Origin of the sequence: Salinispora cortesiana (assembly GCF_000484695.1) — a bacterium.
In the GTDB taxonomy this organism is placed as follows: domain Bacteria; phylum Actinomycetota; class Actinomycetes; order Mycobacteriales; family Micromonosporaceae; genus Micromonospora; species Micromonospora cortesiana.
In genome coordinates this window covers 1-25,798 of record NZ_AXVR01000057.1, presented here as the reverse complement: position 1 = coordinate 25,798, position 25,798 = coordinate 1, and the positions used below count along the sequence as shown (strand labels likewise).

Sequence of the window (25,798 nt, the reverse complement as noted above, 5' to 3'; positions counted from 1 at the left end):
CAATCTGCCGGCGTGGATGGTTCAGCCCACCGTCGCCAACCCTCAGGTAGGCCGCGTCGGCTGGCTCACCCCGGCCCAGCAGTGGCGAGCCAACGGAGGTCGCTGGTGACCGCGCACCAGCCCGTCCAGAGCGCCGACAGGCGAGGCTGAGGGGACGTCGATGGTTGTCGTTGCTACTGCCATAGTCGTTGGGCTCGCCGTTGGGGTGATCCTGGGCCTGGTGACCAAATGCCGTTCGGGTAGTTGGTGCCCCCGGTGTGGTGACCTCAAGCGCTGCCTACGTGACCACGACACGCGCGGGAGCCGGCGGTGGTGAGAAAGGCACACGACCCCATGCGCCCGCTGTGGCGGTGCCGGGCCTGCGGCGCCGACTGGCCCTGCCAGCCCGCGCGGCTCGCGTTGCTGGCCGAGTATCGCGGCAGGAGGTCAGCGCTGCTGGCCCACCAGGGCAAGCTCCTGGCCGAAGCATCTGATCAGCTATCCCGACTCAACGGCACCAGACCGGACCTCAGGCAGAGGTTTGTCGACTGGTGCTGGCAGGCGGAACCCGAACACCCCACAACCAACGCCTTCGAGCCGGCAGACCTGGACCCAGACCTGGTGTTCCGCGGAATCGAAATGATCATCCGTAGCCACTGGGGAGGACGGACCTGCCCCCGGTGCGTGAACAACGGTTGTCCGCATCTCGACTGGGCCGACGACTGGCTGGCCCGCCTACGAAGGCCATCGGAAGGCCGTCCAAGCGGGTAGCGAAGTCCGAAGTGGGTAACGGAACGCCGTGGCAGGTGGCGTCCGGGTCGGGGGGCCCGAACTTCGGCGTTGGCTGGCGGGGACGGCCGCCGTCGCCGCGGGCGGGGCGGTGGTGCACGCGCTGCCGGTGGTCACCGCCAGCGGTGCGCTGCGGCGCCGGTGCTGGCCCCGGCTGGCGGGGGTGGGTGCGGCCACCCGGATCGCGTTGACCTTCGACGACGGTCCACGCCGCGCCTCCACCGCCCGCTTTCTGCGGGCGCTGGAGCGTGCCGACGTACGGGCGACGTTCTTTCTGCTCGGCACGCTGCTCGATCGCGATCCGGGACTCGGTCGGGACATGGCGGCGGCCGGGCATGAGCTCGCGGTGCACGGATGGGAGCACCGGAACCTGCTGTGCCGATCGCGTGCCGCGACCTACGCTGATATCGCCCGCGCTCGGGATGCCGTCGCGGCGGTCACCGGAGCCGCCCCGTTGTGGTACCGGCCGCCGTACGGGGTGCTGACGATGTCGGCGCTGCTGGCTTGCCGGCGGCTGGGCCTGACTCCCCGCCTCTGGACTGCCTGGGGACGCGACTGGGACCTGACCCGGTCTCCGGCGTCGATCTGGGAAACCATCGTGAAGGACCTCGACGGTGGCGGCACGCTGTTGCTGCACGATTCGGATCATGCGTCCAGCCCGGGTGCCTGGCGAGGGGCCTTGGCGGTCCTGCCTCGCCTCATGCGCTGGGCCCGGGAGCGGGAGCTGACAATCGGGACGCTCGGCGAACACGGGGAGACTGAGGTTGCCGGGAGCCCGGGGCGTGGCGCATGCCGGTCCGGGCACGACCGGGGCATGGCGACGTACCGGGTGGGTAACCGCAACCGGTGAAGCCACGGCCGGGCGGGAGAAGTCCGCGCGCCGGTACGTCCCCGGTTGGTGCCGGTCGTGACGACACCGGCGGCGGCCCGGACCGGCTGCGGATCCTGGTCGTCTCCGCCGACATCGGCGCGGGCCACGACGCCGCCGCGGCCGAGCTCGCCGCCCGGCTCGCTGGCGACGGGGTCGTCGTGGAGCAGCTCAACTTCTTCACCGCCCTGCCCCGGCCGCTGCACCGTCTCGTTCGGGACGGCTATCGCACCATGCTCCAGCGGTTTCCCTGGAGCTACGACGCGCTCTTCCGGTTCACGGACCGGTCGTCGTTGATGGTCCGGGGGTTCCGGGCCGCGCTGCGGGCGGCCGTACCGCGGATGCTGTCGCGGATATCGGCGGACACCTGCCTGGTGGTGACGACGCACCCGTTCGCCAACCAACTGCTCGGCCCGATGCGCGGGGCGGGGCAGCTCACCGTGCCGGTGCTCAGCTACGTCACTGACTTCGTCGTCCACCCGATCTGGATCGCGCCGGGTGTCGACACCTACTGCGTCATCCACGACGGGACGCAGCGGCAGGCGACGGCGCGTGGGGCAACTGATGTTCGGGTGGTCAATCCGCTGATCTCCGCCGAGTTCGCGTCCTCGGCAAAGGCCTGCCCGCGTACGGCTCGGGCCCGTTTCGGCCTGCCCGAGCAGGAGCGGCTGGCGTTGATCGTCGCTGGCTCCTGGGGTGCGGGGGATGTGGCCCGTACCGCGCGGGATGTGCTCGGCACCGGCTGCGTCACCCCTGTTGTGGCGTGTGGGCGTAACGCCCGGCTCCGCCAGCGCCTGAGTACTTTCCCTGGACACGTCCTGGGTTGGGTCGAGGACATGCCGACCCTGATGCGGGCCGTTGATGTGGTGGTGGAGAACGCCGGTGGTCTCACCTGCCAGCAGTCGCTGGCCGGCGGGCTCCCCACCGTCACCTACCGGCCGATTTCTGGGCATGGTCGCGCCAACGCGCAGCTGCTCGCCGAGGCTGGGCTCACCACCTATGTCACCACCGCGGCCGAGCTGGCACCGGTGCTGACTGAGCTAACCGAGCTGACCGGCGCGGAGGCCAGCCCGGCTCTTCCCGCCGGTAGTGCTACCGACATGGCCAGTTTGATCTCAGAGGTCGTCGGGAGCGGCGATCGGCTTGATCGGAAACGGTCAGTTTGAGCACAAATTCTTCCTAGGCTGGGGGCGAGTCCGCCTTCGAGAGTGACCCAGGAGTCCTGGCCATGCCGCAGTCACACGATTTGGATCATCGCTACGTGGTGCCGCCCTACCTGCGGATCGTCAACGAGCAGACAGTGCCCGGCACGAGCCAGCCGGTCGCGCTCTGGGACTTCCGGGTGGCGCAGCCGAACGTGTCGCAGGTGCCGGGCCCGGTCATGCACTCCCTCGAACACTTTCTCGGCACCTACGTACGCCAACATCACCCCACGATCATGAACGTCGCGCCGATGGGTTGCATGACCGGCCTGTACGTGTGGACGGTTGGCCCGTGGAGCTTCGACGAGCTGGCGGAGGTTATCGCGGCCGGGCTGCGCACCATCGAGGACGCCGACGAGGTGCCGCTCGCGAACGTTATCCAGTGTGGTTGGGCGGAGCATCACTCGCTGGCGGGGGTGCGGGAACTCGCCGCACAGCTGCTCGCGAAGCGGGACCAGTGGGGGGATCCGGGCCCGGACGCCCATGAGGTGAGCGCGGCGGACCTGCGGGAACTCGCGGCGGGCCAGTGAGCCGACACCAAGGTGGTAACGGGGGAGGAACTCCCGCGGGGAAGGTGAGAACAATTTTACTTTTGTCCCTAGCGGGCCCGGCGGTCGTGCCCGCCGGGTGGAGGGGGACGAATGATTCGCCGTCGGTTCATCGCCTGCGGGCTGTTGCCGGTCGCCACCGGGCTGAGCCTGCTTGCGCCCGCCACGCCGGGCTCGGCGCAGCTCCGCCACGGGGCGGACAGCCTTTCGGCCCGGGACGCGGTTGACGTTTCCTCGGCCGAGCGGCTCGAGATCCGGGCGCCCCGCGAGTTCAGTGGCATCGCCTGGCTCACCACCGAGGAGAACGACGGGGTGATGCAGGAGGTCTTCCTGGTCTGCCACGACACCCGGGACAACGATGCGGAGCGCGACCTGCCGCGACTCTCGATTGTGCGTACGCCTGTCGATCCGAACGGAATCATCGTTGACGAGCTGGATGTCGAGTTTCCCGGTCGCAGCGTGCCGAATGACCTCGAGAGCATCGCCCGGCTGCCCGGCCGGAACGCGGCCCTGCTGGCGGAGAGCAACGCCGACGGCGACGACCCCGACCCGACGATCTATCTCGCCCGCTGGGACCGGGACCTCAACGTCGAGATCGTGAGCGCGGTGCCGTGGCCCGAGACGCCCGAACCGCTGGTGAACGTCGAGGCGACGGCCGTGGCGACGATCCGCGGCGAGGACTACTTCGTCTACGCCGAGCGCGCGGAGGGCCGGGACACCACCTTCATCAACATGACTCGCCTGAAGGTGTACGAGGACGGCGAGATCCGGTTTGGTCGGCGGTGGACCTCGGTTCCCTTCACGGCCCTCGAACCACCGGGCGGACGACCCGCCTCGGGCATGGACATCGACCGGTGGGGCAACATCTTCGTCTCGTCCGCGTACGACCCGGGTGACCTCGGCCCCTTTGACAGCGCGGTGTACCGCGCGGCGACGGTCCGGGAGGGGGGACGCATCGGCGCGCGGCTGCGTCCGGTCGAGCCGCCCCAGCAACTGGCGCGAAGCTCGGGCCTCAAGGTCGAAGGCGTGGGACTGGTCGCCGGCTCACTTCCGATCTTCATCGGGGACGACGACGAGGACTACGGTGGCCTGCTGCGTCAACTGCGGGTGACCTTCGAGTAGGCCGGTTCGCTCTCCGCCACCGCCGCCACCGGGGCCCGCGGATCAACGCCGCCGCCAGCACCATGACCAGCGGATCAGCGACCCACCCCTGGCTCCAAGGGGTGGGTCGCTGGCTGTGGTGTGCTTCCGCCGAGCCCGCGCACTCACCCGTCCTTCGATGGCTTGGTTAGTCTGCTTAATGGGGCGGCGAACGATGTGCCCGTTCTGAGAGCATCCCCGGGTGACGATTGACGATCTCGCCCGCCCGGATGAACGGACGACGCCTGGCCCGGAACGCCACCTGCCTGCTCCGCGTCGGGCCGCCGAGAAGCTGGGCACCCCGTTCTGGCAGCTGTGGTCCGCGTCCGCCGCGTCGAACCTCGCCGACGGGATCGTCAAGCTCGCGCTGCCGCTGGTCGCGGTCAGCTTCACGGATTCGCCGGTGCTGGTGGCCGGGGTGGCGATGGCGTTCAGTCTGCCGTGGCTGCTGGTCGCGTTGCCGGCGGGGGCGTTGGCCGACCGGCTGGACCGCCGTCGGGTGATGGTGGCCGCCAACACGGTGCGCGCGGTGTTGTTCGGGGCGATGGCGCTGGCCGTGGCCCTGGACGTGGCGTCCATCTGGCTGCTCTACGCGGTGGCGTTCGGCGCCGGCGTCGCCGAGACGCTCTACGACACCTCGGCCCAGTCGATCCTGCCGCAGGTGGTGTCGCGGGACGCGCTACCGCGCGCCAACGGACGGCTGAACGCGGTCGAGTTGACGGCCAACCAGTTCGTCGGCCCACCCCTGGCGGGGTTCCTGGTCTCCACCGGCGTGGCGTTGGCGGTGGCGGGGCCGGCGGGGCTGTGGGTGGTCGCGGCCGCGGTGTTGCTTCTCATCCGTGGCCGCTTCCAGGTCGCACGGGACACGTCGACCAGTTTGCGCAGGGACATCGCGGAAGGCCTCCGGTTTCTCTGGCGACACCAACTGCTGCGCACCATGGCGGTGATGGTGGGCGTCAGCAACTTCACCATGAGCGCGGTCCTCGCGGTGCTGGTGCTCTATGCGGTCGGCCCTGACTCGGCGATGGGGCTCACGGAGCCGGGGTACGGCCTGCTGCTCGCGACCCTGGCCGTCGGCATTGTGCTCGGGTCGTTGGCCGCGGGGGCGATTGAGCGACGGCTGGGTCGCTCCACCGCACTCGGCGTGGCAATGGTCGCCGCCGCCGTGCTGGACGGCGTGCCGGCGTTGAGCGTCAACCCGTTCGTGGTGGGCGCCGTCTATTTCGGGGGCGGGATTCTGGTCGCCACCTGGAACGTCATCACAATCTCGCTTCGTCAACGGATCACCCCCGACCGGCTGCTCGGCCGGGTCAACAGCGGCTACCGGCTGCTGGCCTGGGGCGGCATGCCCCTCGGTGCGCTCACTGGCGGTCTGCTGGCGGAGTGGCTCGGCCTGCGCGCGGTCTTCGCGATCATGGGTGTGCTGACGCTCAGCCTGCTCATCGGATTGTTCTGGGTGACCGACAGTGCGATTGACGCTGCCGAGCGGGATGCGGAACAGCAGGTGTGAACGCCGTTCGTTCCGGTCGCGGCGGGGGTGCGGCGGATCTATAGTGCTGGACATCGATCTGCCCGCTGCCTTGGTGGAGGTCGGGGCTGTGTTCAGCGAGCCGGGTCAACGCTGATCGGCCGTTCGAAGAACGACTCCAGGACGACGATGGTCTGGGTGCTGGTGACTCCGTCGATGGCGAAGAGGCGTCTCAGGAGGGCTTGCAGGTCCTCGGTGGTGGCGGTGCGAACCTTCACCAGCACGCTCGCCGTGCCGGCGATGATGTGTGCCTCCTGGATCTCGGGTATGGCCGTGAGCGCGTCCCGGGTGGCCGCGTCCCCCATCCACTCGTCGGCGCCGAGCATCACGTAGGCGAGCACGGCCCGGCCGACCGCGGCCGGATCGACGTCAACGGTGGTACGCCGGATCACGCCCCGTTCGCGCAGCTTACGTACGCGTTCGTGCGCCGAACCGGCGGACAGGTCAACGGCCGTGCCGAGGGTCGCGTAGGACTGGGTTGCGTCCTGCTGCAGGCGGGTCACCAGGACGCGGTCAATATCGTCAAGCATCGAACACCCATCGGGACTGGAAGATGAACAACTTGACCTTATCAGATTCGGAAGGCAGGCTTTGATGTAGAACTTCATCTGTCTAGGAGGCCGATATGCCTGATACAGTCCCTGCTGAGTTCCGACTGCTGGACGAGCGTTTCCGGGACCTCGACGGTGACTTCGTCCTTGAGGTCCTGCACGGCGACGCGCGGAAGTCGGAAGGCCCGGCCTACTTCGCGGCCGGGCGCTACCTGGTGTGGAGCGACATCCCGAACGATCGGCTGCTGCGCTGGGACGAGACCACCGGCGCGGTCGGGGTGTTCCGCCAGCCCTCGGGCTACGCCAACGGCAACACGATCGACCGGCAAGGCCGGCTGATCACCTGCGAGCAGGGAAACCGGCGGGTAACCCGCACCGAGCACGACGGAACGATCACTGTGCTGGCAGACCGCTACACCGGCAAGCGGCTCAACAGCCCCAACGACGTGGTGGTCCGGTCCGACGGCACGATCTGGTTCACCGACCCGATCTACGGCATCAACAGTGACTACGAGGGCAACAGGGCCGAGCCCGAGTTCGGTGGCTCGTGCTATGTGTTTCGGCTCGACCCCCGCACCGGGGACCTGCGGGTGGTCGCGGACGACTTCTTCCGCCCCAACGGGCTGGCGTTCTCGCCGGACGAGCAACAGCTGTTCATCGTCGATACCCGACAGGAACCCAGCCATATTCGGGTCTTCGACGTCGCCGCCGACGACACCCTCAGCGGCGGCAAGATCTTTGCTGAGTGTGACTATGGGCGCTTCGACGGGCTGCGCATCGATGACGCCGGTCGAGTCTGGGCGGCGGCCTGGGACGGCGTGCACTGCTTCGCTCCCGATGGCAGCCTCATCGGGAAGTTGCTCCTGCCCGAGCCGGTCGCCAATCTCACCTTCGGTGGACCGAAACGCAACCAGCTCTACATCACCGCCGGCCGGTCGGTGTACGCGCTGCGGGTTACCTTCAACGGCGCCCGCTACCCGGAATGAAGCAGCTGGTGACCTCTCTGCCAAGAGTCGATCCGCCAAGAAGTAGCACCGATGCGGTGACGAGCGCCGCGAGCATGATCGTGGCAATACCGGAATACAGCAATGTGTCTTTGCCCCAAAGCGTGACCAGTGAGGTGATCTCAGCAACGCATATGGGTTGATTGGCGCGACACGGGCGAAGACGGCGAGTCGGGCGGCAGTGGAGACAGGCGTGGAGCCATCGATGGACATGTCCTTGCGGCAGATCCACGTCTTCGAGAGGGCTCCACGTGCTTGCCTATCGTGCCATGGTCGACGTCCCGAGGGAACTCGTGCAGCATCTCGCGCGGCTGCTGTGCGCACAGCGCCGGGCCTGCGGCACTCGCCGTGGCACTCGGGCGTTGAGTTGCTTCTACCAGGCCCTGATGGTGCTCGTCTGGTTCCGCAAGGGTGAGGACATGACCTTGCTGGCAGCCGGCTTCGGTATCTCCCGGGCGACGGCGTACCGCTACCGCGACGAGGGCATAACGGTGCTCGCCGCCCAGGCGGCCGACCTGCACACCGCTCTGCGTCGGGCCGCCGCCGACGGCTGGTCCCACGTGATCCTCGACGGCAAACTGTTCGACTGCGACCGGCTCACCGAGACCACCCTGTCGGTCAAGGGCGAGGTAGTCGACGCCTGGTACTCCGGAAAACACCGCGACTTCGGCGCGAACATCCAAGCGATCATGCGCCCAGACGGGCTGTCGATCTGGACCTCGGAAGCGATGCCCGGACATCTAAACAACACCAGCTGCGCCCGCGACCTCGGGATCACCGCCGCCCTGAACTGGTCCGCCGCCGAACTCGACCTGCCGGCTCTGGCCGACTCCGGCTACGAAAGCACAGGCCACGGCATCAAGACCCCGATCAAGCAGCCCACCGACGGCAGCCGGCTCGCACCCGACAACCGCGCCTACAACCGACTGCTCCGCGGCCTGCGATGGCAAGGCGAACGCGGCTTCGCCATCCTGATCGGACGCTGGAAGACGCTACGCCATACGAACATCAGCCCACGCCGAATCGGCGACATCGTCGCCGCCGCACTACACCTGACCCACTTCGAGTACAAATACCTACCAGAAAGTCGCTGAGATCACTTCAGCGAGGATCGACTCACTTCGAGGGCCACCAAGGGCCAGGTTAGTACCCTCGGCACGCACCTCCAACGGACCGAGCAACATGAATGAGCGTGGCGTCAACTTGCACCCCCGGGTCACGACAAGCGGCCATCGCAACCGCCCTATGGCGGCTTCGTCCACCTAAGTTTCTATCGACTTCCCCAGTTCAGGAAAGACGAAGACGGAAATCCATATCGCCTTATGGCGGGTAACGCTCCGAAACGGAGCCTGCCAATAACATTGAGAGCTTGGGAAACGACCGGGATGGAGCCGGGGTCAATCGTTTGCAGCACCACGTCTACGAAATCCGAGGCCTCTATACACCGTCGTTGCTACTCGGGCCAGAGCAACCACCAGCCCTGGCCCAAATACCATTACCAACAGGGGCATCGGTCCGTTGATCGACAAAATCAGCACCAGCGAAATCGCCGCGTGGACCGTAAGCACCACGAGCCGCAGCGGTGCCGACGGCAGTGGCAATGACGCCGCCACGGTCGACACAACGGCGATCACCCCGAGGATCAGGAAAATCAGCCAATATCCAGACACAATCAACCTTAGCTGCTATGCGACGGGTCGCTGGCCAAGTCTCGATCTAGGCAGAAATGACCACTGTCCGGATTATAGCCGGCTGCCTGTGGTGGGATCACCACAGTGGGCCGCCGCCGCGCCCAAGAGAAATAGTGAACGCTGGAAATGGGCCGTAGATCAGTCCGCCGAGGGCGAACGACGTCATGGTTGCTGAAGTGCTGTCGGTGATGCCAAAGGGGAGCAGGGTCAGACCCCAGCCGAAGATAATGGCGACTACCGCCGGCCATCCAGGTGTGCGGGCCAGGGCGCCACCTGCGAAACCGCCAATCACCGCGCCGACACCGAACGCGGTCCAAAATGCTCCGAGTAGCTGGCCGCTACCAGCCAGGTTGCCGGCCACATAGAGCGGAAGCCCAACCTCGACCGGGCCGTGCAGGAAGAAGAAGGCGGCCGTGATCAGTAACAGGGAAGCGAGTTGGGGTCGCTGCGCGAGTATCCGGAAGCCGGCCATGACGCCGGTCCGCCGAGCGGCCGTCAGTTGTTGCGGAAGCTTCAGGCGCGCGACTGTGGTGAGAAGAACCAGGTATGAGATCGCATTGACTGCGAGAATTGCCGAGCCGTCTAGTTCCAGCAGGATCATCCCGGCAATCGCCGGACCGACGATGATACTAATCTGCTGGGATACGCCCAGCAGGGCATTGACGGGAAGTTGGCGACGATCGGCGAACAACTGACTGACAATAGCGTACAGGCCCGCGTTGCCCCAAGCCGAAAAGAGAGAAGAAGTGGCGAGGAGGGCAACATAGGAAAAGGCGTTGAGCCGGTCGGCGGCTGCCAGTGTGGCAATCGCTGCCAGCCCGAGAGCTCGCAGTCCGGTGCTTGCGACGATCAGTTTCTGTGTATTCCGACAAGTGCCATGCCGTCGCCAAGGAAGGAAACAGCTGAAGCGGAGATTAGTCTGGAGTACCGGCTGTCGGTGAGGACAGGGCGATATGCGGAAAGAAGCGACCCGACCATCGAACTCGGGCTCCCGGACGGTTCAGGCGAAGTCCGCGGCGTGGTCGGCGGCCCACTGGGCGAAGGTCCGCGCAGGCCGTCCCAGTATCGCCGCGACCTCGTCGGTCACCTGCTCCGGTGTCTCCACCATTGACGCCCAGCCGGCCAACGCGGCGTCCGCGAAGGCGGCGTCCCCGAAGGCCTCGACCAGCATCGGGCGGATGGCCTGCGGGGGGACATCCTCCCAGCGCACGTCGCGGCCGATCGCGGCACCGATGAGGCGCACCTGTTCGGCTTGGGTGATCGTCTCCGGCGTCGCGGCCGATCGCGGCACCGATGAGGCGCACCTGTTCGGCTTGGGTGATCGTCTCCGGGCCGGTGAGCACGTAGGTCCGCCGGTCGTGCTGGTCACTGGTCAGCGCCTCGACGGCCACCGCGGCGATGTCGTCCTCGTGGATCAGTGAGCGGGCCGCGGCGCCGTGCGGCCAGCGTACGACCCCCTCGGCGCGGATGGCGTCGGCCCAGCCCAGCGTGTTCGTGGCGAAGCCGGTGGGACGCAGCGCCGTCCCGGGGAGGTCGCGTTCGCTGAGGGCGCGCTCCACCACCGCCCAGCACGAGTTCGGGTCGGCTTCGGCGGAGGCGGCCGACAGGAACACCACTCGGGGGGACCCGGCGCTGGCCAGCACGTCCGCGAGAGCCGGCGCGAGCGCAACGGTAACGGTGGGGTCAACGTACGGCCAGATCAGGAAGGCGGCCCGGACTCCGTCCAGGTGCGGGCGGAGGGTAGCGGGATCAGCCAGGTCGGCGGTGACCGCCGTTACCCCCGCCGGAAGTTGTGCCCGGCTGGGGTCGCGGACGATGGCACGGACGTCGTGACCTGCGGCGATCAGCCGCGCCACCACCCGCCGCCCGACGTTGCCGGTCGCGCCAGTAACCAAGAACACGGGTCTCCTCCAGGAACGCTCCGAACGCGGTGGAGTGACGGTAAAACCTCAACCTGGGTTGAGGTCAACCGTTCCCGCGCGTCGGAGCGTGCCCTACGCGCCCTGTCCCTGGTTCTGCATGAGGCCACCGTCCATGAAGTAGGTCGACCCGGTGACGTAGTTCGCGTCGTCGCTGGCCAGGAAGACGGCGAGCTTCGCGATCTCCTCCGGTTGGGCGGCCCGCTTCCACGGGATCGACTGCACCTGCTCTTCCAGGTATTGCGGGTCGTCGATCGCGCGTTGGTTGAACGGAGTGAGCACCATGCCCGGCCCGATGTTGTTGACGTTCATGTGTATCGGGGCGACCTCCAGCGCGATGCTCTTGGCCAGTTCCAGCATGCCGCCCTTGCTGGCGTCGTAGTCGGCACCGCCGGCCCGGGCCACCTCCTGGTGGATGGAGGTGATGTTGATGATTTTCCCGTGTCCGCCGTGGTCGCGGCGGTGCCGGACGAAGCGCCGACAACAGAAGAACATTCCGTACAGGTTGGTGCGGATGGCGCGGTCCCAGGTCTCGGTGTCCAGATCGGCGACCGGGATGCCGGACGCGTCCACCCCGGCGTCGTTCATCAGGATGTTCAGCTCACCGAAGCTCGCCAAGGCCTCGTCGAACATCGCCTCGACCTGGTGCTCGACGCTGATGTCGCCCTGCACCACCACGGCGCGCTGACCGGCCCGCTCGATTTCGGCCTTGGTGTGGCTCGCCCCCGCATGGTCATGCAGGTAGTGCACCACCACATCGGCGCCCTCCCGGCCGAACTCGATCGCGGTGGCCTGCCCGATACCGGAGTCCGAGCCAGTGATCAAGGCGGTTTTTCCCATCAGTCGCCCGCTCATCAACGTGCTCCTTTCCTCGACTGCCACCTTCGGCGGGCGTCGGCCGCCGCCGTGCCCGCCGAAGCAGGTATCCGCTCTCCTGCGCCCCAACCGAGGGGTGCCGCTGGCCTCCTACTTCCTGTTGCCCGTGGCCTCGACCTGGCCGATGGTCCAGGCGGCATTGATCAGACCGATGTGGGACAACGCCTGGGGGAAGTTGCCGATCAGGCGCCCGTCGCGTCGGTCGATCTCCTCGGCGAGCAGGCCGAGATCGTTCGCCCGGGCGGTGACCGTCTCGAAGACCTGTCGGGCCCGGTCGACCCGCCCGGCCAGGGCCAGGGCCTGGACCAGCCAGTACGAGCAGATGATGAAGGCGCCCTCGTCTCCGGCCCGGGTCCAGCGTTGCACCAGGCCGTCCTGGACCAGGTCCCGTTCGATGGCATCCACAGTGGCCAGGATCTTCTCGTCGTTGGCGGGGAGGAAGCCGAGGATGGGCATGACCAGTACTCCCGCATCTAGATGGTCGGAGCCGAACGCACCGGTGAACGCCCTGGTCGAGCTGTTCCACCCCTCCTCCAGGATCGCCGCCCGGACCTGCGCCATCGCCTCCGACCACTGCGGGACCTTCGCCTCGGCGTCCAGAAGTCCGGCGAGCTTGATGGCCCGGTCGAGGGCCAACCAGCACATCACCTTCGAGGTCAGGTAGTGCCGCTGCCCCTCGCGTCCCTCCCAGATTCCGGCATCCCGCTCCCGCCAGGTGTCCGCGGCGCGGTCGGCCAGGGAGCGGAGCAGGCTGGCGGCGGCGGGCGAGAGCTCGGTGAGCTGGTCCCGCAGGACCCAGGCGCACTCGATGACCTCGCCGATGACGTCGAGTTGCTTCTGTAGCCAGGCGTCGTTGCCGACCCGTACCGGGCGGCTGTCCCGGTAGCCCTCAAGGTGCTCGAGGGTGTGCTCGGTGAGATCGCGCTCGCCGCCGGGGCCGAACATGATCGGGACATGGTCCTCCGCCTCCACCGAGCCCACCGACTCGGCCATCCAGTCGAAGAACCGATGCGCCTCGTCCGGGCAGGCGGCGACCCAGAGCGCCTTCAGGGTGAAGGCGCCGTCGCGGAGCCAGCCGAAGCGGTAGTCCCAGTTCGCCTCGCCACCGACCTCCTCCGGCAGGGAGGTGGTGGGGGCGGCGATCACGGCTCCGGTCGGCTGGTAGGTCAGCGCCTGCAGTACGAGGGCACTACGTCGGACCTGTTCCCGGTAGGGCCCTTGGTAGCCCTGGTGGATGCGGTCCCAGGACCGCCAGGCGGCGATGGTGTCCCGCAGCGCCGCCCGCCCGTCGAGGGGAACCGTCGGCGGGTCGATGGCCCGTCGGTGGTGCAGCGCGAAGACCGCGCTCTCGCCCTCGGCGAGGCTGAACTCTCCGGTCACCACGGAACCGTTGACGGTCAGGTCGTGGTCGCTGATAAGGGTCAGTCGATCGGCGCCGCCGGAGATCTCGATCCCCGTCGTGGCGTCGGAGACGGTGGGGCTGACCAGGCCGTACTCAGGCCGGGCCGCCACCTCGACCGTCACCTGCGCCGGGCCGGCTACTGCGTCGACCCGGCGCAGGAGGAGGTGCGGCGAGCTGAGGCCGATCTGGTGACCGCGTTCCCCGATGCCGAGGCTGAGCGCGTCGGTCAGCCGCAGCACTCCGTCCTGGGTGTGAAAGTCGGTCTGGACGACCATCGTGCCGTCCAGGTAGCAGCGGCTCGTCGTGTACTGCCCGTGTGGTCGGATCCACCAGTGGCCGCCGGCGGAGCCGAGTAGCCGCGCGAAGACGCTTGGCCCGTCAAACCGAGGCGGACACCACCAGTCCACCGAACCGTCCGCCGACACCAACGCCGCGCCCTGGCAGTCGCCCAGAAACGCATAGTCACTGATCTCCGCCACACCCGGCTTCTACCCGCGATGGCGCGCATTACGCCTCAGATGGTGATCACTACTTTCGCCCGCGCGTGTTCGCCTTCGAGGTACCGAAGTGCTTGCGGTACTTCGTGCAGCGGGTAGCTCCGGTCGATGACCGGGGTGAGGTGGCCGGCTTCGGCATGGTCGCGCAGCAGGTCGAGGTGCTTCCGGCTGGGCGCGGTGGTGAGAACGGCGATGCGCTGTCGGACGAAGGGTGCCAGTAGTCGCCCGCGGGCAATGAGCCAGACCGGTCCGACGAGGCTACCGCCCCGGTAGACCCCGCCGCCGGAGAGAATCAGCGTCCCCGCGGGAGGCAGGACTCGCCGGAGTGCGGTGAGCGAGCGGTTGCCGACCAGGTCGAACACAACATCGTGCGGGCTGGGGTCGTGGGTGAAGTCGCTCCGGGTGTAGTCGACGATGTGGTCGGCGCCGAGGGAGCGGACCAGGTCGGCGTTACGGGTACTGCACACTGCGGTCACGCTCGCGCCGAGCGCCTTGGCCAGCTGCACGGCGAGGGTACCGACGCCGCCGGAGGCACCGTTGATCAGGACGCGGTGGCCGGGCCTGACCTGCCCGAGGTCAGCCAGCCCCATGAGTGCGGTGACGCCGGCGAGCGGCAGGGCGGCGGCCTGCTGCGGCGTCAGGTTCGCTGGCTTCGGTGCGATCAGGGTTTCGGGTACGCAGACGTACTCGGCGAAGGCGCCGTTGGCGTCGCCGAGGTCACCGAAGACCGCATCGCCGGGATGGAACTGCTGAACCTTCGCGCCGACGGATTCCACCACGCCGGCGAAGTCGCGGCCACGGATGCGGGCTCGGGGCTTTGACCGGCCCAGTGCCAGCCGCGCCAGCCGCGGATCGCCGCGCAGCACATGCCAGTCATAGGCGTTGAGGGCTGCGGCTTCCACCCGCACCAGCACCTCGTTGGCGGCGGGCACCGGCGGGTCAACCTCCGCGAGGGTGAGGGACTCCGGCGGCCCGTAGCGGTCTTGCACGATGGCCTTCATTCTCCACTCCAAGGTGTACGGCGTACGCCATCGCCTGGTGTACGGCGTACGCTGGTGTCTGAACAGACTAGGTGTACGCCGTACACCCGTCAAGGCGGTTATGGTTTCCAGCACCACTGGAGACGAGGAAACGAGATGGCTGAGCAGACCGAGGTGCCTCGCCGAACGCCGCTGAGCAGGCAGCGAGTCCTGCGGGCCGCTGTCACGCTCGCCGACGAGGCCGGGATCGACTCCCTCAGCATGCGCAACCTTGCCCAGGACCTGGGTGTCGTGCCGATGGCCCTCTACAAGCACGTGGCCAACAAGGACGAGCTGGTCGCCGGCGTGATCGATGTGGTCATCGGCGAGATCGACCCGCCGCTGGCCGACGTCGACTGGAAGCACGTGGTCCGGGAGCGAATTCTCTCCGCCCGGCGGGTGCTACAGCGTCACCCCTGGGTGTCCCTCGCCATTGAGTCGCAGCAGACGCCGACGCCGGCCATCCTCGCCTACCTCGACTCGATGGTCGGGACGTTTCGGGGTGGCGGCTTTTCAGTTGACCTTGCCCACCACGTGATGCACGCGATGGGCAGCCGCGCCCTGGGCTTCAGCCAGGAACTCTTCGACGCCGCACGGAACGCCGGCCGGACCGGCGCGACCAGTCCGGAGCCGCCGGCGGCCCTACCAGCGCAGTTCGCCGACCGATTCCCAAACCTTGCGGAGATCGCCGTGGTGGCGTCCCACGACGATGCGTCGGTGGTGGGGCGTGGCTGCGACGACCAGTTCGAGTTCGAGTTCGCCCTGGACCTGTTGCTGGAGGGCATCGAACGGCTGCATCAGCAAGGCTGGACGTCGTCTCGCTGAAGCGCCGTTGCGGCCAGTAGGACCATGACGCGCCGCCAGTTTGGGTAGGGCTTCCCCCAGTGAAGACTGGCCGGTTCGCCGCATTTCCTGGCCCACCCTGCGTACCTAGGCTCGGGAGGACGGGAGCGGTTCGTCGGCCGGTGGGCTGAGATCGTGCTGCTCTTCGACCGACTCGGGCTGGGATTGGGGAGATTGCGGTGGGCGATAGGTTGAAAACATTTCCTGTTCGTCTCCTCGTGGCGTCGGTGGTGCTGGCCCTCGCCGTCGTGGTAGTCGCCACCGGGGGAGGCGTTCCGCAGCGGGACAGCAGGGCTACCCCGGAATGGGAGCGGCCGTTTCCGGTGGCGGAGAGCGTCTATCCGTTCCAGTCGAAGGTCTACGAGTGGCGCGGGTTCGCGTATCACTACGTGGACGTGCCGCCAGCGGGGGGCCATTCCCCCAAGGGCACCGTTCTGGCGGTCCACGGGAACGGCACCTGGAGCATGATCTACCGGAAACTCGTCGACCCGTTGAGCGCGGCTGGCTTTCGGGTGATCCTCACCGACCACCTCGGCTTTGGTTTCTCCGACAAGCCGAGGGTCAGCGAATTCGACTACCTGCCGAGCTCGCACACGACGGTGCTGCGGGACTTCATCGCCGACCTGGCCCTGGAAGATCTCTACCTGGTGCTCCAGGACTGGGGTGGACCCATCGGACTGGCCGCCGGAGTCGCCACCCCGGAGAAGGTGCGTGGTCTCGTGCTGATGAACACCTGGGCCTGGCAACTCGACCACATCGAGCAGGGCCGGACCGGATTCATGCACGCGGTGCACGACCGTGGGCGCCATGCGCAGCTGGAACCAGAGTTCTACACGCAGGGCGAGCTCATCCGCCGCGGTGCGATCGGGGTCGCTGAACGTAACGCGGTGGAAGGATCGGCGGAGTACGCGGCGCTGCGGGACGCGATGTGGGGCCCCTACCTCACCCTGGAGCCCCCGCATGAGCTGCGCTATCCGGAGGTGACCCAGCCCGTGCACATCTCCGCCACGGCGACCGTCGCGGACGGCGCCTTCCTCGATCAACTCGACCGGGAGTTGGTCGCGCTGCGGTCGAAGCCGGTCTTCTTTGCCTTCGGCGACGACACGGCCTTCGGGCCGTACAAGGTCGACCTGGCGATTCTCGGCGGCGAACGGGAACTCTGCCGGCCCGGCTACCGCCCGGAGACCGCGGAGGTCAGCGCCCGGACCAACTGTGTTGACGACGAGACTGGTGCGGCCTACTGGTATCCCCTGGAGCGGTTTCTGTCGGAGTGGAACCCCGACGCGGTCGTCGGCCAGTGGCGGGACAGTACCCACGGCCACTGGGTGCAGGACGAGGTTCCATCGGTGGTGGTCGAGGCGGTGAAGTCCGTCCATGCGGCCGTGACTCAACCGTGAGGGCGGATACGCCTCGCCGCGCGTCCTGGAACCATCTGATCAACTTCGGGCCTACATCTGGCGACTTGCTGGGCTTGGTGCGGGCTCCTCCGCTAGCGTGAAGAAGTTCCACCAACGAAGGACGAGGCGACCAGGAGTACCGCATGCCACGCCTGACCATTGTTGCCAACATTCACGTCAAGCCGGACCAGGTGGACCTGGTCAAGGCGGAGCTAAAAAAGCTCATCCCGATTACTCGGGAAGAGAAGGGGTGTATCAACTATGACCTGCACCAGGACAATAGTGATTCAACCCATTTCGTCTTCTACGAGAACTGGGAGTCCCGTGACCTCTGGCAGGCTCACATGAACGCCGCGCACCTGCAGGCGTACGCTGCGGCGACCGCCGGCAAGGTGGATGAGTTCGTACTCAATGAGATGACCCACGTTGATTGACAATCGCTGGGTGAGCTGGCTCGAGTGTGTGCTTGCAGGGAACGGGGAGGAGGGGTTTCTCCGGTGGATCGCGGGTCGGCGCTCCGGCGGCGGCCCAGGGGTGACTACCGCCTGATCAACGTCGAGGCCTCAGTTGGCGGTTTGCGGGTCCTGGTGTGGACCTCTCCACTAGTCTGAGGAGGTCCACAAATGGGCGATCAGGTGACCGGGAGTGCCGCATGCCACGCTTGACCATTGTTGCCAACGTTCACGCCAAGTCGGGTCAGGTGGACCTGGTCAAGGCAGAGTTGAAGAAGCTTATCCCGTTGACTCGAGCGGAGGAGGGGTGCATAAACTTCGACCTGCATCAGGACAATAACGACCCGGCTCACTTCTTCCTTTATGAGAACTGGGAGTCCCGCGAGATCTGGGAGGTGCACAAGGGCGCTGCGCACCTGCAGAAGTATATGGATGCGACCGCCGGCAAGATCGATGAATACAATTTCACGGACATGACCCAGATTGGGTGACGAGTCGTTGGTGGGTAGCTCTGGTAAGCCGTGCAGGGGTGGTCGGGGGAGCGCGGTCACCCCGCTTGCGTCCAGTGGATCCAGAGTGGCAGCAGCAGTAGCGCCGCGACCGAACTCTTCACCACCAGGGCGGCCGACATCGCTACGTCAACGCCGTAGCGCTGCGCGACGATAAACAGGTTCTGTGGCGCCGGCATCGCCGCGATGAGGACGAGATAGGTCAGCCAGGGGCCGTGAATGCCGAAGACGTGCGCGGCGGCCAGCCAGATCGCGAACGGGAACAGCAGGCACTTGACGGCGATCAGCCAGATCTCCTCGCCGGTGGTGTGACGGAAGCTGATCCCGCTGCCGCCCAGGTGCAGGCCCAGGGCGAAGAGCGCGATTGGAGCGGCCGCGGCACCGACGAAGTCGAACCCGTCGAGCAGCGGCTCCGGCATCCGGAAGGCCAGCAGGTTGAGTAAGAGGCCAGCGTTGCACGCCAGGACGACCGGGGTGGTGAGGGAACCCCACACCGCCCGGCTCACTCGGCCGCGCCGGTTCCGGAGTTGAGGCGGCGCTGGTGGCCCACCAGTCGGTCGCGGCCCACCGGACCCAGCCGAGGTCGGTACAGCCTGACCGGCCGGTATGGCCCTAGTCGGCGCTCCCTGCAGCTCCATGATGGCCAGGACGATTAGGGAGAGGACGCATACCTGGAACAGCAGGACCGGAAAGACCGGCGCAGCGTCGCCAAAGAGCATGATGAACACGGGTACCGCGAAATACGCGGTATTGACCTGGACAGCCGCCATGATCCGCAACACGAGCTGTCGCGGCTCGCGGGTGGTGGTCAGCCCGGCCAGTACCCCGACCACGGCCATGACGATCCCCGCCGTGACCGCGTAGCCCGCGAGAGCGGGCCAGGCGAACAGGGCGCCCAAGTCGCTGCGGTAGATGTTGGTGAACAGGTAGCACGGCACGGCGAAGAGGAAGGCGAAGTCCGCGAACGCCTTCGAGTTCGCCGCGCTGACGACGCTCCGCCGGGCGAACAACACACCGCCGCCGATAGCCAACGCCACCGGCACGAGCCTTTCGAAGACGGCGAGCGCTTCCAACGGGTTCGGGCCTCCAGCAGATCTGGCCGGCCCGATCCGGTCGGCAAGACGCGTCCCGTGGTTCCGGCGGAGGCTCCGTTGCTATCAAGGAAACAAGGGCCGGCGCCAATCGGCGAGTGAAGGACAATACCCGCCGGCTCCGGCCCGACCCAGGGCTGATAGCTCAGCGCGTGAGCTCCGCCGCCTGCGTGATGACGTGGTCGATGAGGCCGTATTCGCGGGCCTGTTCTGGGGTGAACCAGCGATCCCGGTCCCAGTCCCGCTGGATCTCCGCCAGCGTCCGGCCGCTGTGTTGGGCGATCAGCCCTTGCATGGTCTTCTTGACGTGCAGGAGATTCTCCGCCTGGATCCGGATGTCGGCAGCGGTGCCTCCCATCCCGCCGGAAGGTTGGTGCATGAGGATCCACGAGTGTGGCAGCGCGCACCGTTTGCCCGCCGTCCCGGCGCAGAGGAGAAACTGTCCCATCGAGCCCGCCATGCCCAACGCCAGCGTCGCCACGTCGTTGCGGACAAACCGCATCGTGTCGTAGACGGCCATCCCCGCGCTCACCGAGCCACCGGGCGAGTTGATGTAGAGCTTGATGTCTCGGTCCGGGTCCTCGGCGGCCAGCAGCAGGATCTGAGCACAGACCCGGTTGGCCGACTCGTCGGTCACCTCGGTGCCGAGAAAGACGATGCGTTCCTTCAACAGCCGCTCGAAGACCTGGTCGCCGAAGCCCTGCTGCCTGTCGTCCAACATTTTGATCATTAGGTGCTACCTCCAGTGCGTCGGCGGGCGGAGGACCGCCCCGGAGCCGGCCTGTCCAGCGTGCGCGTGCCGGGGCAGGAGGAGGTAGCCGATCTGCCGGCAGCAGATCGGCTCAGAGCAGAACGGTTGGGAGCGGATTGGCCGAGCAGATCGATCGGCGGGGCGGTCCGGTTGGGCTACCGCTGGGTCCGCTGCCGCCGGGCCCGTTGCCGCCGGGCCCGCATGAGCCGCTGGGCCCGCCACGAGCTTCGTGCGGCGGGGCGGTCAGCCGGCGCCGCACTGATCAACCGGACTCGTAGGCCGGCCCCTCCCGACGGGCTGCCGGTTAGCGCGGGCCCGATCGGCGCCGGCCCCGCGCCACCAATGGGCAGCCCAGGTGAGCCCAGTCGAAGATGTACCTGGCCGACGCCGCAGGAGGTGGGGCCACCACCGCGTAGCCCGGCCCGGGCTGAGTGCTGCCGGGCAGGCTCGACACGGGAGCCTGGCGTTCGGGTGACCTCACCGATGGTGAACCCCATCGGCTCGGGGCGCTCCAGGCGACGTAGCTCGTCACGGGCCTCCCCGAGCAGGTCGGAGAGGCGGATCCCGAGCGCCCGGCAGACCGCCGCGAGCACCTCGGACGAGGCTTCCTTACGTCCCCGCTCCACCTCGGACAGGTACGGCATGGAGACCCCGGCGGCGGCAGCCACCTCCCGCAGTGTGCGGCCCTGCCGCACCCGTAGCCGGCGCAACACCCCGCCGATGACTCGTCTGAGCAACGACATGCTCCGCCTCGCTTTCGTTGGCTGTCGTCCGAGGGGGACAGCTCCCATCATGCCCGTCGGGGCTGTTGTTGCGCCGTCCCTGCCGCCTCGCCCTGTGAGTTACCCCCGACCCGTTATGTTGTGGGCGTGCAGGTGACAGCGGAGTTTGGGCGGGGCGAACGGTGATCCATTTCCCGGCGCAACGGCGCGATCCGCTGAGCGCGTTGAGTCTGCGGTTGGCCGCGGCCCTCGGGCTCGTCCTTGCCAGCGTCGCCGTGGTGTGGCTCGACCGGGACGGCTATCGGGACGCCAACCGCGACTCGGAAGGGCTGAGCCTCCTCGACTGCTTCTACTACGTTGTGGTTTCCCTCTCCACCACCGGGTACGGCGATATCGCCCCGGTCTCGGAGTCGGCCCGCCTGATCAACGTCCTTTACATCACTCCGGCCCGGGTCATCTTTCTGATCATCTTGGTCGGCACCACCCTGGAAGTCCTGACCGAGCAGTACCGCACCGGCCTTCGCCTGTCGCGGTGGAGGAGAGCTGTGAAGGACCACGTCATCATCTGCGGCTACGGGACCAAGGGCCGCAGTGCGATTTCCGCCCTGCTCGAGAATGGCTTCGACAAGTCCCGGATCGTGGTGGTCGAACGCAGCGGCGCCGCCCTGCGGCAGGCCACCTCGGCCGGCCTGGTGGCGATCGAGGGATCGGCGACTCGCTCGGCCACCCTCAACGAGGCACACATTCGGACCGCCAAGGCAGTGATCATCGCTACCGACAGTGACGACGCGGCGGTGTTGGTGGCGCTGACCGTCCGGCAGCTCACTGCGGGACAGGTGCGGATCATCGCCGCGGCCCGGGAGGCGGAGAACGCCCCGCTGCTCAAGCAGAGCGGTGCCCATCACGTGATCGTCTCGTCGGCGACCGCCGGTCGGCTGCTGGGTCTCTCCACCTCCGCGCCGCCGCTGATCGAGGTCGTGGAGGACCTGCTCACGCCCGGTCAGGGGATGGCGCTAGCGATGCGGTCGGCCGAGCGGCACGAGGTCGGCCGCTCTCCCCGCGAGTTGGACGCCCTGGTCATCGCGCTGGTGCGGCGGGGCAAGGTGGTCACCCTCGCCGATCGGGCTGGCGGGGTCATCGAAACCGGCGACATGCTCGTGCACGTCCGCGACGACCGTCGGACCTCCACGCCGATGTCCTGAGCTCCGCGCCGATGTCCGGAGTGCTCGCGTGTCCGGAGCGCCCGCGCCGATGTCCGGAGCGCCCGCGCCGCCTCCGGAGCGTGTACGGGCCGTGCTCCGGAAGCGGTGTGCGCCGACGTAGCCCGGCTACCCGGTCTGCCCGGGGAGCAGCCGGCGGCTAGTCGATTGTCCAGGTGTCGCCGCTGTGCAACAGGCCGGCGAACTGCTGCTCCCGAGTTTCGGTCACCGTCGCCCGGGCGGCGTTGAGCTGCTCCTGCACCACCCTGTCGTAGGACGGCCGCCGAACCGAACGGAACACCCCGATCGGGGTGTTCCGCAGGTCCAGACCCGGCAGCCGGGACAGGGCGAACGCGTACGCCGGGTCGGTGATGGTGGCGTCGTGGACCACGATCTCCTCCGCCGCGGTGGCCGCGGTCTCGCGGACCTCCAGGCCGAAGCCGCCGGGCGGGTGTGTGACGCAGAACTGCCCGTCCCGGCCGAAGGTGATCGGCTGGTTGTGCTCCAGCCGGATCAGCGAGTCGTCTCGGGTGGCGGGGCCCTTGAGCTGGTCGAAGGCCCCGTCGTTGAAGATGTTGCAGTTCTGGTAGATCTCCACGAAGGCCGAGCCCTCGTGCTCGGCGGCGGCCCGGAGCACCGACTGCAGGTGCTTGCGGTCCGAGTCGATGGTGCGGGCCACAAACGTGGCCTCCGCACCCAGCGCCAGCGAGAGCGGGTTGAACGGCGCGTCCGCCGAGCCGACCGGGGTCGACTTGGTGATCTTGCCAACCTCGGAGGTGGGGGAGTACTGCCCCTTGGTCAGGCCGTAGATCTGGTTGTTGAACAGCAGGATCTTCAGGTTGACGTTACGCCGTAGCGCGTGGATCAGGTGGTTGCCGCCGATCGACAGCGCGTCGCCGTCCCCGGTGACCACCCAGACGGAGAGGTCGGGGCGGGTGGTGGAGAGGCCGGTGGCGATCGCTGGGGCGCGACCATGGATCGAGTGCATCCCGTACGTGTTCATGTAGTACGGAAAGCGCGACGAGCAGCCGATACCGGAGACGAAGACGATTCGCTCCCGGGGGATGTTCAGCTCTGGCATGAAGCCCTGGACGGCGGCGAGGATCGCGTAGTCACCACAGCCGGGGCACCACCGCACCTCCTGGTTGGACTTGAAGTCCTTCGCGGTGAGCTTGAGGGCGACGGGCTCAGACATTCTTCAGGACCTCTTCCAGCATCGTCTCCAGCTCGTTGGCGGTGAACGGCAGACCGTGCACCTGGTTGTAGCCGATCGCGTCGACCAGGTACCGGGCGCGGATCACGTGGGCGAGCTGACCGAGGTTCATCTCGGGGATGACCACCCGCTCGTAGGAGCCCATTACCTCGCCGAGGTTGGCCGGCATCGGGGCGAGGTGTCGCAGGTGTGCCTGGGCGACGGAGAGCCCGCGTTGGCGGAGGCCCCGGCAGGCGGCGCCGATCGGCCCGTAGGTGGACCCCCAGCCGAGCACCAGCACTCGGGCGTCACCGTCCGGGTCCTCGACCTCAAGGTCGGGCACCGGGATCGCCTCGATCCGGGCGGCACGGGTCCGCACCATGAGGTCGTGGTTAGCCGGGTCGTACGAGATGTCGCCGGTCTTGTCGGCCTTCTCCAGCCCCCCGATGCGATGCTCCAGACCAGGCGTGCCGGGGACAGCCCAGGGCCGGGCCAGGGTCTCCGGGTCCCGCAGGTACGGCAGGAAGGTGGCGCCGTCCTCGCCGTTGGGCCGGGTGGCGAAGTCGACCCGCAGGTCGGGCAGGGACTCGACGTCGGGGAGCAGCCACGGCTCGGAGCCGTTGGCCACGTAGTTGTCGGAGAGGAGGATCACCGGCGTGCGGTAGGTCAGCGCGATCCGGGCCGCCTCCAACGCCGCGTAGAAGCAGTCGGCCGGGGACTTCGGCGCGAGCACCGCCACCGGCGCCTCACCGTGTCGGCCGAAGAGGGCCATGTTCAGGTCGGCCTGCTCGGTCTTGGTCGGCATCCCGGTTGACGGCCCGGCCCGCTGCACGTCGACGATGACCAGCGGCAACTCCAGGGCCACCGCGAGGGAGATGGTCTCGCTCTTGAGCGCGACGCCGGGACCGCTGGTGGTGGTGACGCCGAGCGCCCCGCCGTACGAGGCACCGAGGGCCGCACCGATGGCCGCGATCTCGTCCTCGGCCTGCATGGTGAGTACGCCGTGGCGCTTGTGCTTGCTCAGCTCGTGCAGGATGTCCGACGCCGGGGTGATCGGGTAGGCGCCGAGGAAGACCAGCAGCTCGGAGCGGACTCCGGCAGCCACCAGACCGAGCGACAGCGCCATGTTGCCGGTGATGTTCCGGTAGGTCCCGGGGTGCATCTTCGCCGGCTTGACCTCGTACCGGACCGCGAAGTCCTCGGTCGTCTCGCCGAAGTTCCAGCCCGCCTTGAACGCCGCGACGTTGGCCCCGACCAGCTCCGGTCGGGTCGCGAACTTGCGCTCCAGGAACCGCAGGGTCGACTCGTACGGGCGGGAGTACATCCAGCTCAGCAGGCCCAGCGCGAACATGTTCTTGGCTCGCTCGGCGTCCTTCTTGGACACCTCGTGGTCGGCGAGCGCGCCGACGGTCATCGAGGTCAACGCCACCGGGTGCACCGTGTAGCCGGCAAGTGAGTCGTCCTCGAGCGGGTTGGCCTGGTAGCCGACCTTGGCCAGGTTGCGTCGGGTGAACTCGTCGGTGTTGACGATGATGTCGGCTCCGCGCGGCAGGTCGGCGAGGTTGGCCTTGAGTGCGGCCGGGTTCATCGCGACCAGGACGTTCGGCGAGTCACCGGGGGTGAGGATGTCGTAGTCGGCGAAGTGCACCTGGAAGCTCGACACCCCGGGTAGCGTCCCGGCGGGCGCGCGGATCTCCGCGGGGAAGTTGGGCAGCGTGGAGATGTCGTTGCCGAGTTGGGCGGTTTCAGAGGTGAATCGGTCGCCGGTGAGCTGCATCCCGTCGCCGGAGTCCCCGGCGAAGCGGATGACCACGCGATCCAGTTGGCGGACTTTCTTGCTCATGACCGCACCCCGCTTCGGTCGGCGCGGTCGCCCGGATTGCCGCACTCGCTCCTGACCTCGCCTTGCCCGGTCACATCGCCTCCTCGGCGCGCCGCCGTGACCCACCTCGTGTGGTTGTCCGGCCTGCTGTCGTTTCTCACCTGAGAGCCTACGTCGGATCACCTCCGCGCCAGCTCGAGAGGTCCGTCGACTGAGACTCGATTTGGCGAGTAGATGACCGTTTCATTGCTATATTCAGCCCGCTGTCGTAATCCAGATCACCCGACTGCTTCGCCGGCCCCGGCGGCTGTGGATCTCCGGCGTCCTTTTGGCTGCTCCGGGGGGTGCCTGGCCGGTCAAGGGGTGGTGGGCGGAAGGCGCTTCTTGGCGCGCCGGTGCCGCCGACAAAGAGGTGTGCTGCGGCCGTATTAGGCGTTTTGTCTGGAATCGGTTTTGTCGAATGTTAGGTATCCGACGTTTTGTCGGGTGGTCTAGGTCACAGTCGGCGGGGAATCGGTGCCGGGGGCCGGTGGTTATACCTGGCGTAACCATGCAGGGCAGCCGCGAGCGCCCCGCCGCCCCGCCGGACCGCCGGTGGTCGCCCGCCCCCGGAATGCCACCGGGTCGGCGTTGGTTACATCCCCCGGGCCGCCCGAGGAACACCCCCCGGCCGGGCGGAACCCCTTTTCGATTTCTTCTCGAACCACCACTTGCGACCCGCTGGCGCGCCCCCTGCGCCCGCGGCACCCCCGAGCGGAAGGCTTCGATCATCATGCGTACCGACATCCTTCGTAAGACCGCCCTGAC

At 67.7% G+C, this 25,798-nt stretch carries 23 protein-coding genes and 3 pseudogenes; 13 read left to right on the top strand and 13 right to left on the bottom strand.

Annotation, left to right across the window (positions count from 1 at the left end):
• Positions 1–333 precede the first annotated feature (333 nt).
• From K228_RS27540 to K228_RS0120095, 6 genes are all read left to right on the top strand, one after another.
• Positions 334–750, top strand: a complete 417-nt coding sequence (locus K228_RS27540) for a hypothetical protein (RefSeq protein WP_029723799.1) — start codon at positions 334–336, stop codon at positions 748–750.
• A 28-nt stretch (positions 751–778) separates the two neighbouring features.
• Positions 779–1,618 (top strand): polysaccharide deacetylase family protein, encoded by an 840-nt coding sequence (locus K228_RS0120115; RefSeq protein WP_029723798.1) that lies wholly within the window; start codon positions 779–781, stop codon positions 1,616–1,618.
• Positions 1,615–2,802, top strand: a complete 1,188-nt coding sequence (locus tag K228_RS0120110) for a UDP-N-acetylglucosamine--LPS N-acetylglucosamine transferase (RefSeq protein ID WP_025620059.1) — start codon at positions 1,615–1,617, stop codon at positions 2,800–2,802. Before K228_RS0120115 ends, K228_RS0120110 begins: the two co-directional genes overlap by 4 nt.
• 62 nt (positions 2,803–2,864) lie before the next feature.
• A complete protein-coding gene (locus K228_RS0120105; RefSeq protein WP_025620058.1) occupies positions 2,865–3,368 on the top strand; it encodes an S-ribosylhomocysteine lyase in 504 nt (167 codons plus the stop codon).
• 111 nt (positions 3,369–3,479) lie between these two features.
• Positions 3,480–4,508: a hypothetical protein gene (locus tag K228_RS0120100; RefSeq protein WP_025620057.1), complete on the top strand. Its 1,029-nt coding sequence runs from the start codon at positions 3,480–3,482 to the stop codon at positions 4,506–4,508.
• 220 nt (positions 4,509–4,728) lie between these two features.
• Positions 4,729–6,036 (top strand): MFS transporter, encoded by a 1,308-nt coding sequence (locus tag K228_RS0120095; RefSeq protein ID WP_025620056.1) that lies wholly within the window; start codon positions 4,729–4,731, stop codon positions 6,034–6,036.
• A 92-nt stretch (positions 6,037–6,128) separates the two neighbouring features.
• Here the strand turns inward: K228_RS0120095 and K228_RS0120090 are convergent, their stop codons facing one another.
• Entirely contained in the window at positions 6,129–6,584 is a 456-nt protein-coding gene (locus tag K228_RS0120090; protein WP_025620055.1) for an Lrp/AsnC family transcriptional regulator, read from the bottom strand.
• A 95-nt stretch (positions 6,585–6,679) separates the two neighbouring features.
• Between K228_RS0120090 and K228_RS0120085 the strand changes: the two genes are divergently transcribed.
• On the top strand, positions 6,680–7,591 hold the full coding sequence (locus K228_RS0120085; RefSeq protein WP_025620054.1) for an SMP-30/gluconolactonase/LRE family protein: 912 nt from the start codon (positions 6,680–6,682) through the stop codon (positions 7,589–7,591).
• Here K228_RS0120085 and K228_RS29685 read toward each other — a convergent pair.
• Positions 7,566–7,789, bottom strand: a pseudogene (locus K228_RS29685) (MFS transporter); the annotation flags it as partial. The gene K228_RS0120085 and the pseudogene K228_RS29685 overlap by 26 nt on opposite strands.
• A gap of 89 nt (positions 7,790–7,878) precedes the next feature.
• Here K228_RS29685 and K228_RS0120080 point away from each other — a divergent pair.
• Positions 7,879–8,703 (top strand): transposase family protein, encoded by an 825-nt coding sequence (locus K228_RS0120080; RefSeq protein ID WP_025620053.1) that lies wholly within the window; start codon positions 7,879–7,881, stop codon positions 8,701–8,703.
• A 303-nt stretch (positions 8,704–9,006) separates the two neighbouring features.
• On the opposite strand, the gene K228_RS27535 is transcribed toward K228_RS0120080, so the two are convergent.
• The 6 genes and pseudogenes from K228_RS27535 to K228_RS0120055 form a co-directional block, all read right to left on the bottom strand.
• Positions 9,007–9,279, bottom strand: coding sequence for a hypothetical protein (locus K228_RS27535; protein WP_080671644.1), 273 nt, complete (start codon positions 9,277–9,279; stop codon positions 9,007–9,009).
• 124 nt (positions 9,280–9,403) lie between these two features.
• Positions 9,404–10,153, bottom strand: a pseudogene (locus K228_RS0120075) (MFS transporter); the annotation flags it as partial.
• 147 nt (positions 10,154–10,300) lie between these two features.
• Positions 10,301–11,201 (bottom strand): annotated as a pseudogene (locus K228_RS25900) (SDR family oxidoreductase).
• A gap of 93 nt (positions 11,202–11,294) precedes the next feature.
• Positions 11,295–12,074, bottom strand: coding sequence for an SDR family oxidoreductase (locus K228_RS0120065; RefSeq protein ID WP_025620051.1), 780 nt, complete (start codon positions 12,072–12,074; stop codon positions 11,295–11,297).
• A 111-nt stretch (positions 12,075–12,185) separates the two neighbouring features.
• Positions 12,186–13,976 carry a glycoside hydrolase family 15 protein gene (locus K228_RS0120060; protein ID WP_025620050.1) on the bottom strand — a complete coding sequence of 597 codons (1,791 nt, stop codon included), beginning with the start codon at positions 13,974–13,976 and terminating at the stop codon, positions 12,186–12,188.
• Positions 13,977–14,011: 35 nt separating this feature from the next.
• On the bottom strand, positions 14,012–14,995 hold the full coding sequence (locus K228_RS0120055) for an NAD(P)-dependent alcohol dehydrogenase (protein ID WP_025620049.1): 984 nt from the start codon (positions 14,993–14,995) through the stop codon (positions 14,012–14,014).
• Between the two features lie 135 nt (positions 14,996–15,130).
• On the opposite strand from K228_RS0120055, the gene K228_RS0120050 reads away from it, so the two are divergent.
• The 4 genes from K228_RS0120050 to K228_RS0120035 all read left to right on the top strand — a co-directional run bounded on the left by K228_RS0120050 (position 15,131) and on the right by K228_RS0120035 (position 18,196).
• Positions 15,131–15,838, top strand: coding sequence for a TetR/AcrR family transcriptional regulator (locus K228_RS0120050; RefSeq protein WP_025620048.1), 708 nt, complete (start codon positions 15,131–15,133; stop codon positions 15,836–15,838).
• Between the two features lie 236 nt (positions 15,839–16,074).
• On the top strand, positions 16,075–17,253 hold the full coding sequence (locus tag K228_RS0120045; protein WP_080671643.1) for an alpha/beta fold hydrolase: 1,179 nt from the start codon (positions 16,075–16,077) through the stop codon (positions 17,251–17,253).
• A gap of 143 nt (positions 17,254–17,396) precedes the next feature.
• Positions 17,397–17,687, top strand: coding sequence for a putative quinol monooxygenase (locus K228_RS0120040; RefSeq protein ID WP_025620046.1), 291 nt, complete (start codon positions 17,397–17,399; stop codon positions 17,685–17,687).
• Between the two features lie 218 nt (positions 17,688–17,905).
• A complete protein-coding gene (locus K228_RS0120035; protein WP_025620045.1) occupies positions 17,906–18,196 on the top strand; it encodes a putative quinol monooxygenase in 291 nt (96 codons plus the stop codon).
• Positions 18,197–18,252: 56 nt separating this feature from the next.
• Here K228_RS0120035 and K228_RS0120030 read toward each other — a convergent pair whose 3' ends face one another.
• The 3 genes from K228_RS0120030 to K228_RS0120020 form a co-directional block, all read right to left on the bottom strand.
• On the bottom strand, positions 18,253–19,287 hold the full coding sequence (locus K228_RS0120030) for an AEC family transporter (RefSeq protein ID WP_025620044.1): 1,035 nt from the start codon (positions 19,285–19,287) through the stop codon (positions 18,253–18,255).
• Between the two features lie 163 nt (positions 19,288–19,450).
• Positions 19,451–20,035, bottom strand: a complete 585-nt coding sequence (locus tag K228_RS0120025) for a ClpP family protease (protein ID WP_025620043.1) — start codon at positions 20,033–20,035, stop codon at positions 19,451–19,453.
• Positions 20,036–20,211: 176 nt separating this feature from the next.
• Positions 20,212–20,799 carry a helix-turn-helix domain-containing protein gene (locus K228_RS0120020; protein ID WP_025620042.1) on the bottom strand — a complete coding sequence of 196 codons (588 nt, stop codon included), beginning with the start codon at positions 20,797–20,799 and terminating at the stop codon, positions 20,212–20,214.
• 161 nt (positions 20,800–20,960) lie between these two features.
• Here K228_RS0120020 and K228_RS0120015 point away from each other — a divergent pair, with 161 nt between their 5' ends.
• Complete coding sequence (locus K228_RS0120015) at positions 20,961–21,980, top strand: potassium channel family protein (RefSeq protein ID WP_025620041.1); 1,020 nt, start codon at positions 20,961–20,963, stop codon at positions 21,978–21,980.
• A gap of 157 nt (positions 21,981–22,137) precedes the next feature.
• Here K228_RS0120015 and K228_RS0120010 read toward each other — a convergent pair whose 3' ends face one another.
• Both K228_RS0120010 and K228_RS0120005 read right to left on the bottom strand, forming a co-directional pair.
• Entirely contained in the window at positions 22,138–23,172 is a 1,035-nt protein-coding gene (locus tag K228_RS0120010) for a 2-oxoacid:ferredoxin oxidoreductase subunit beta (RefSeq protein ID WP_025620040.1), read from the bottom strand.
• On the bottom strand, positions 23,165–25,012 hold the full coding sequence (locus K228_RS0120005; RefSeq protein WP_025620039.1) for a 2-oxoacid:acceptor oxidoreductase subunit alpha: 1,848 nt from the start codon (positions 25,010–25,012) through the stop codon (positions 23,165–23,167). The genes K228_RS0120010 and K228_RS0120005 overlap by 8 nt, the downstream gene beginning before the upstream one ends.
• Positions 25,013–25,798: the final 786 nt, after the last annotated feature.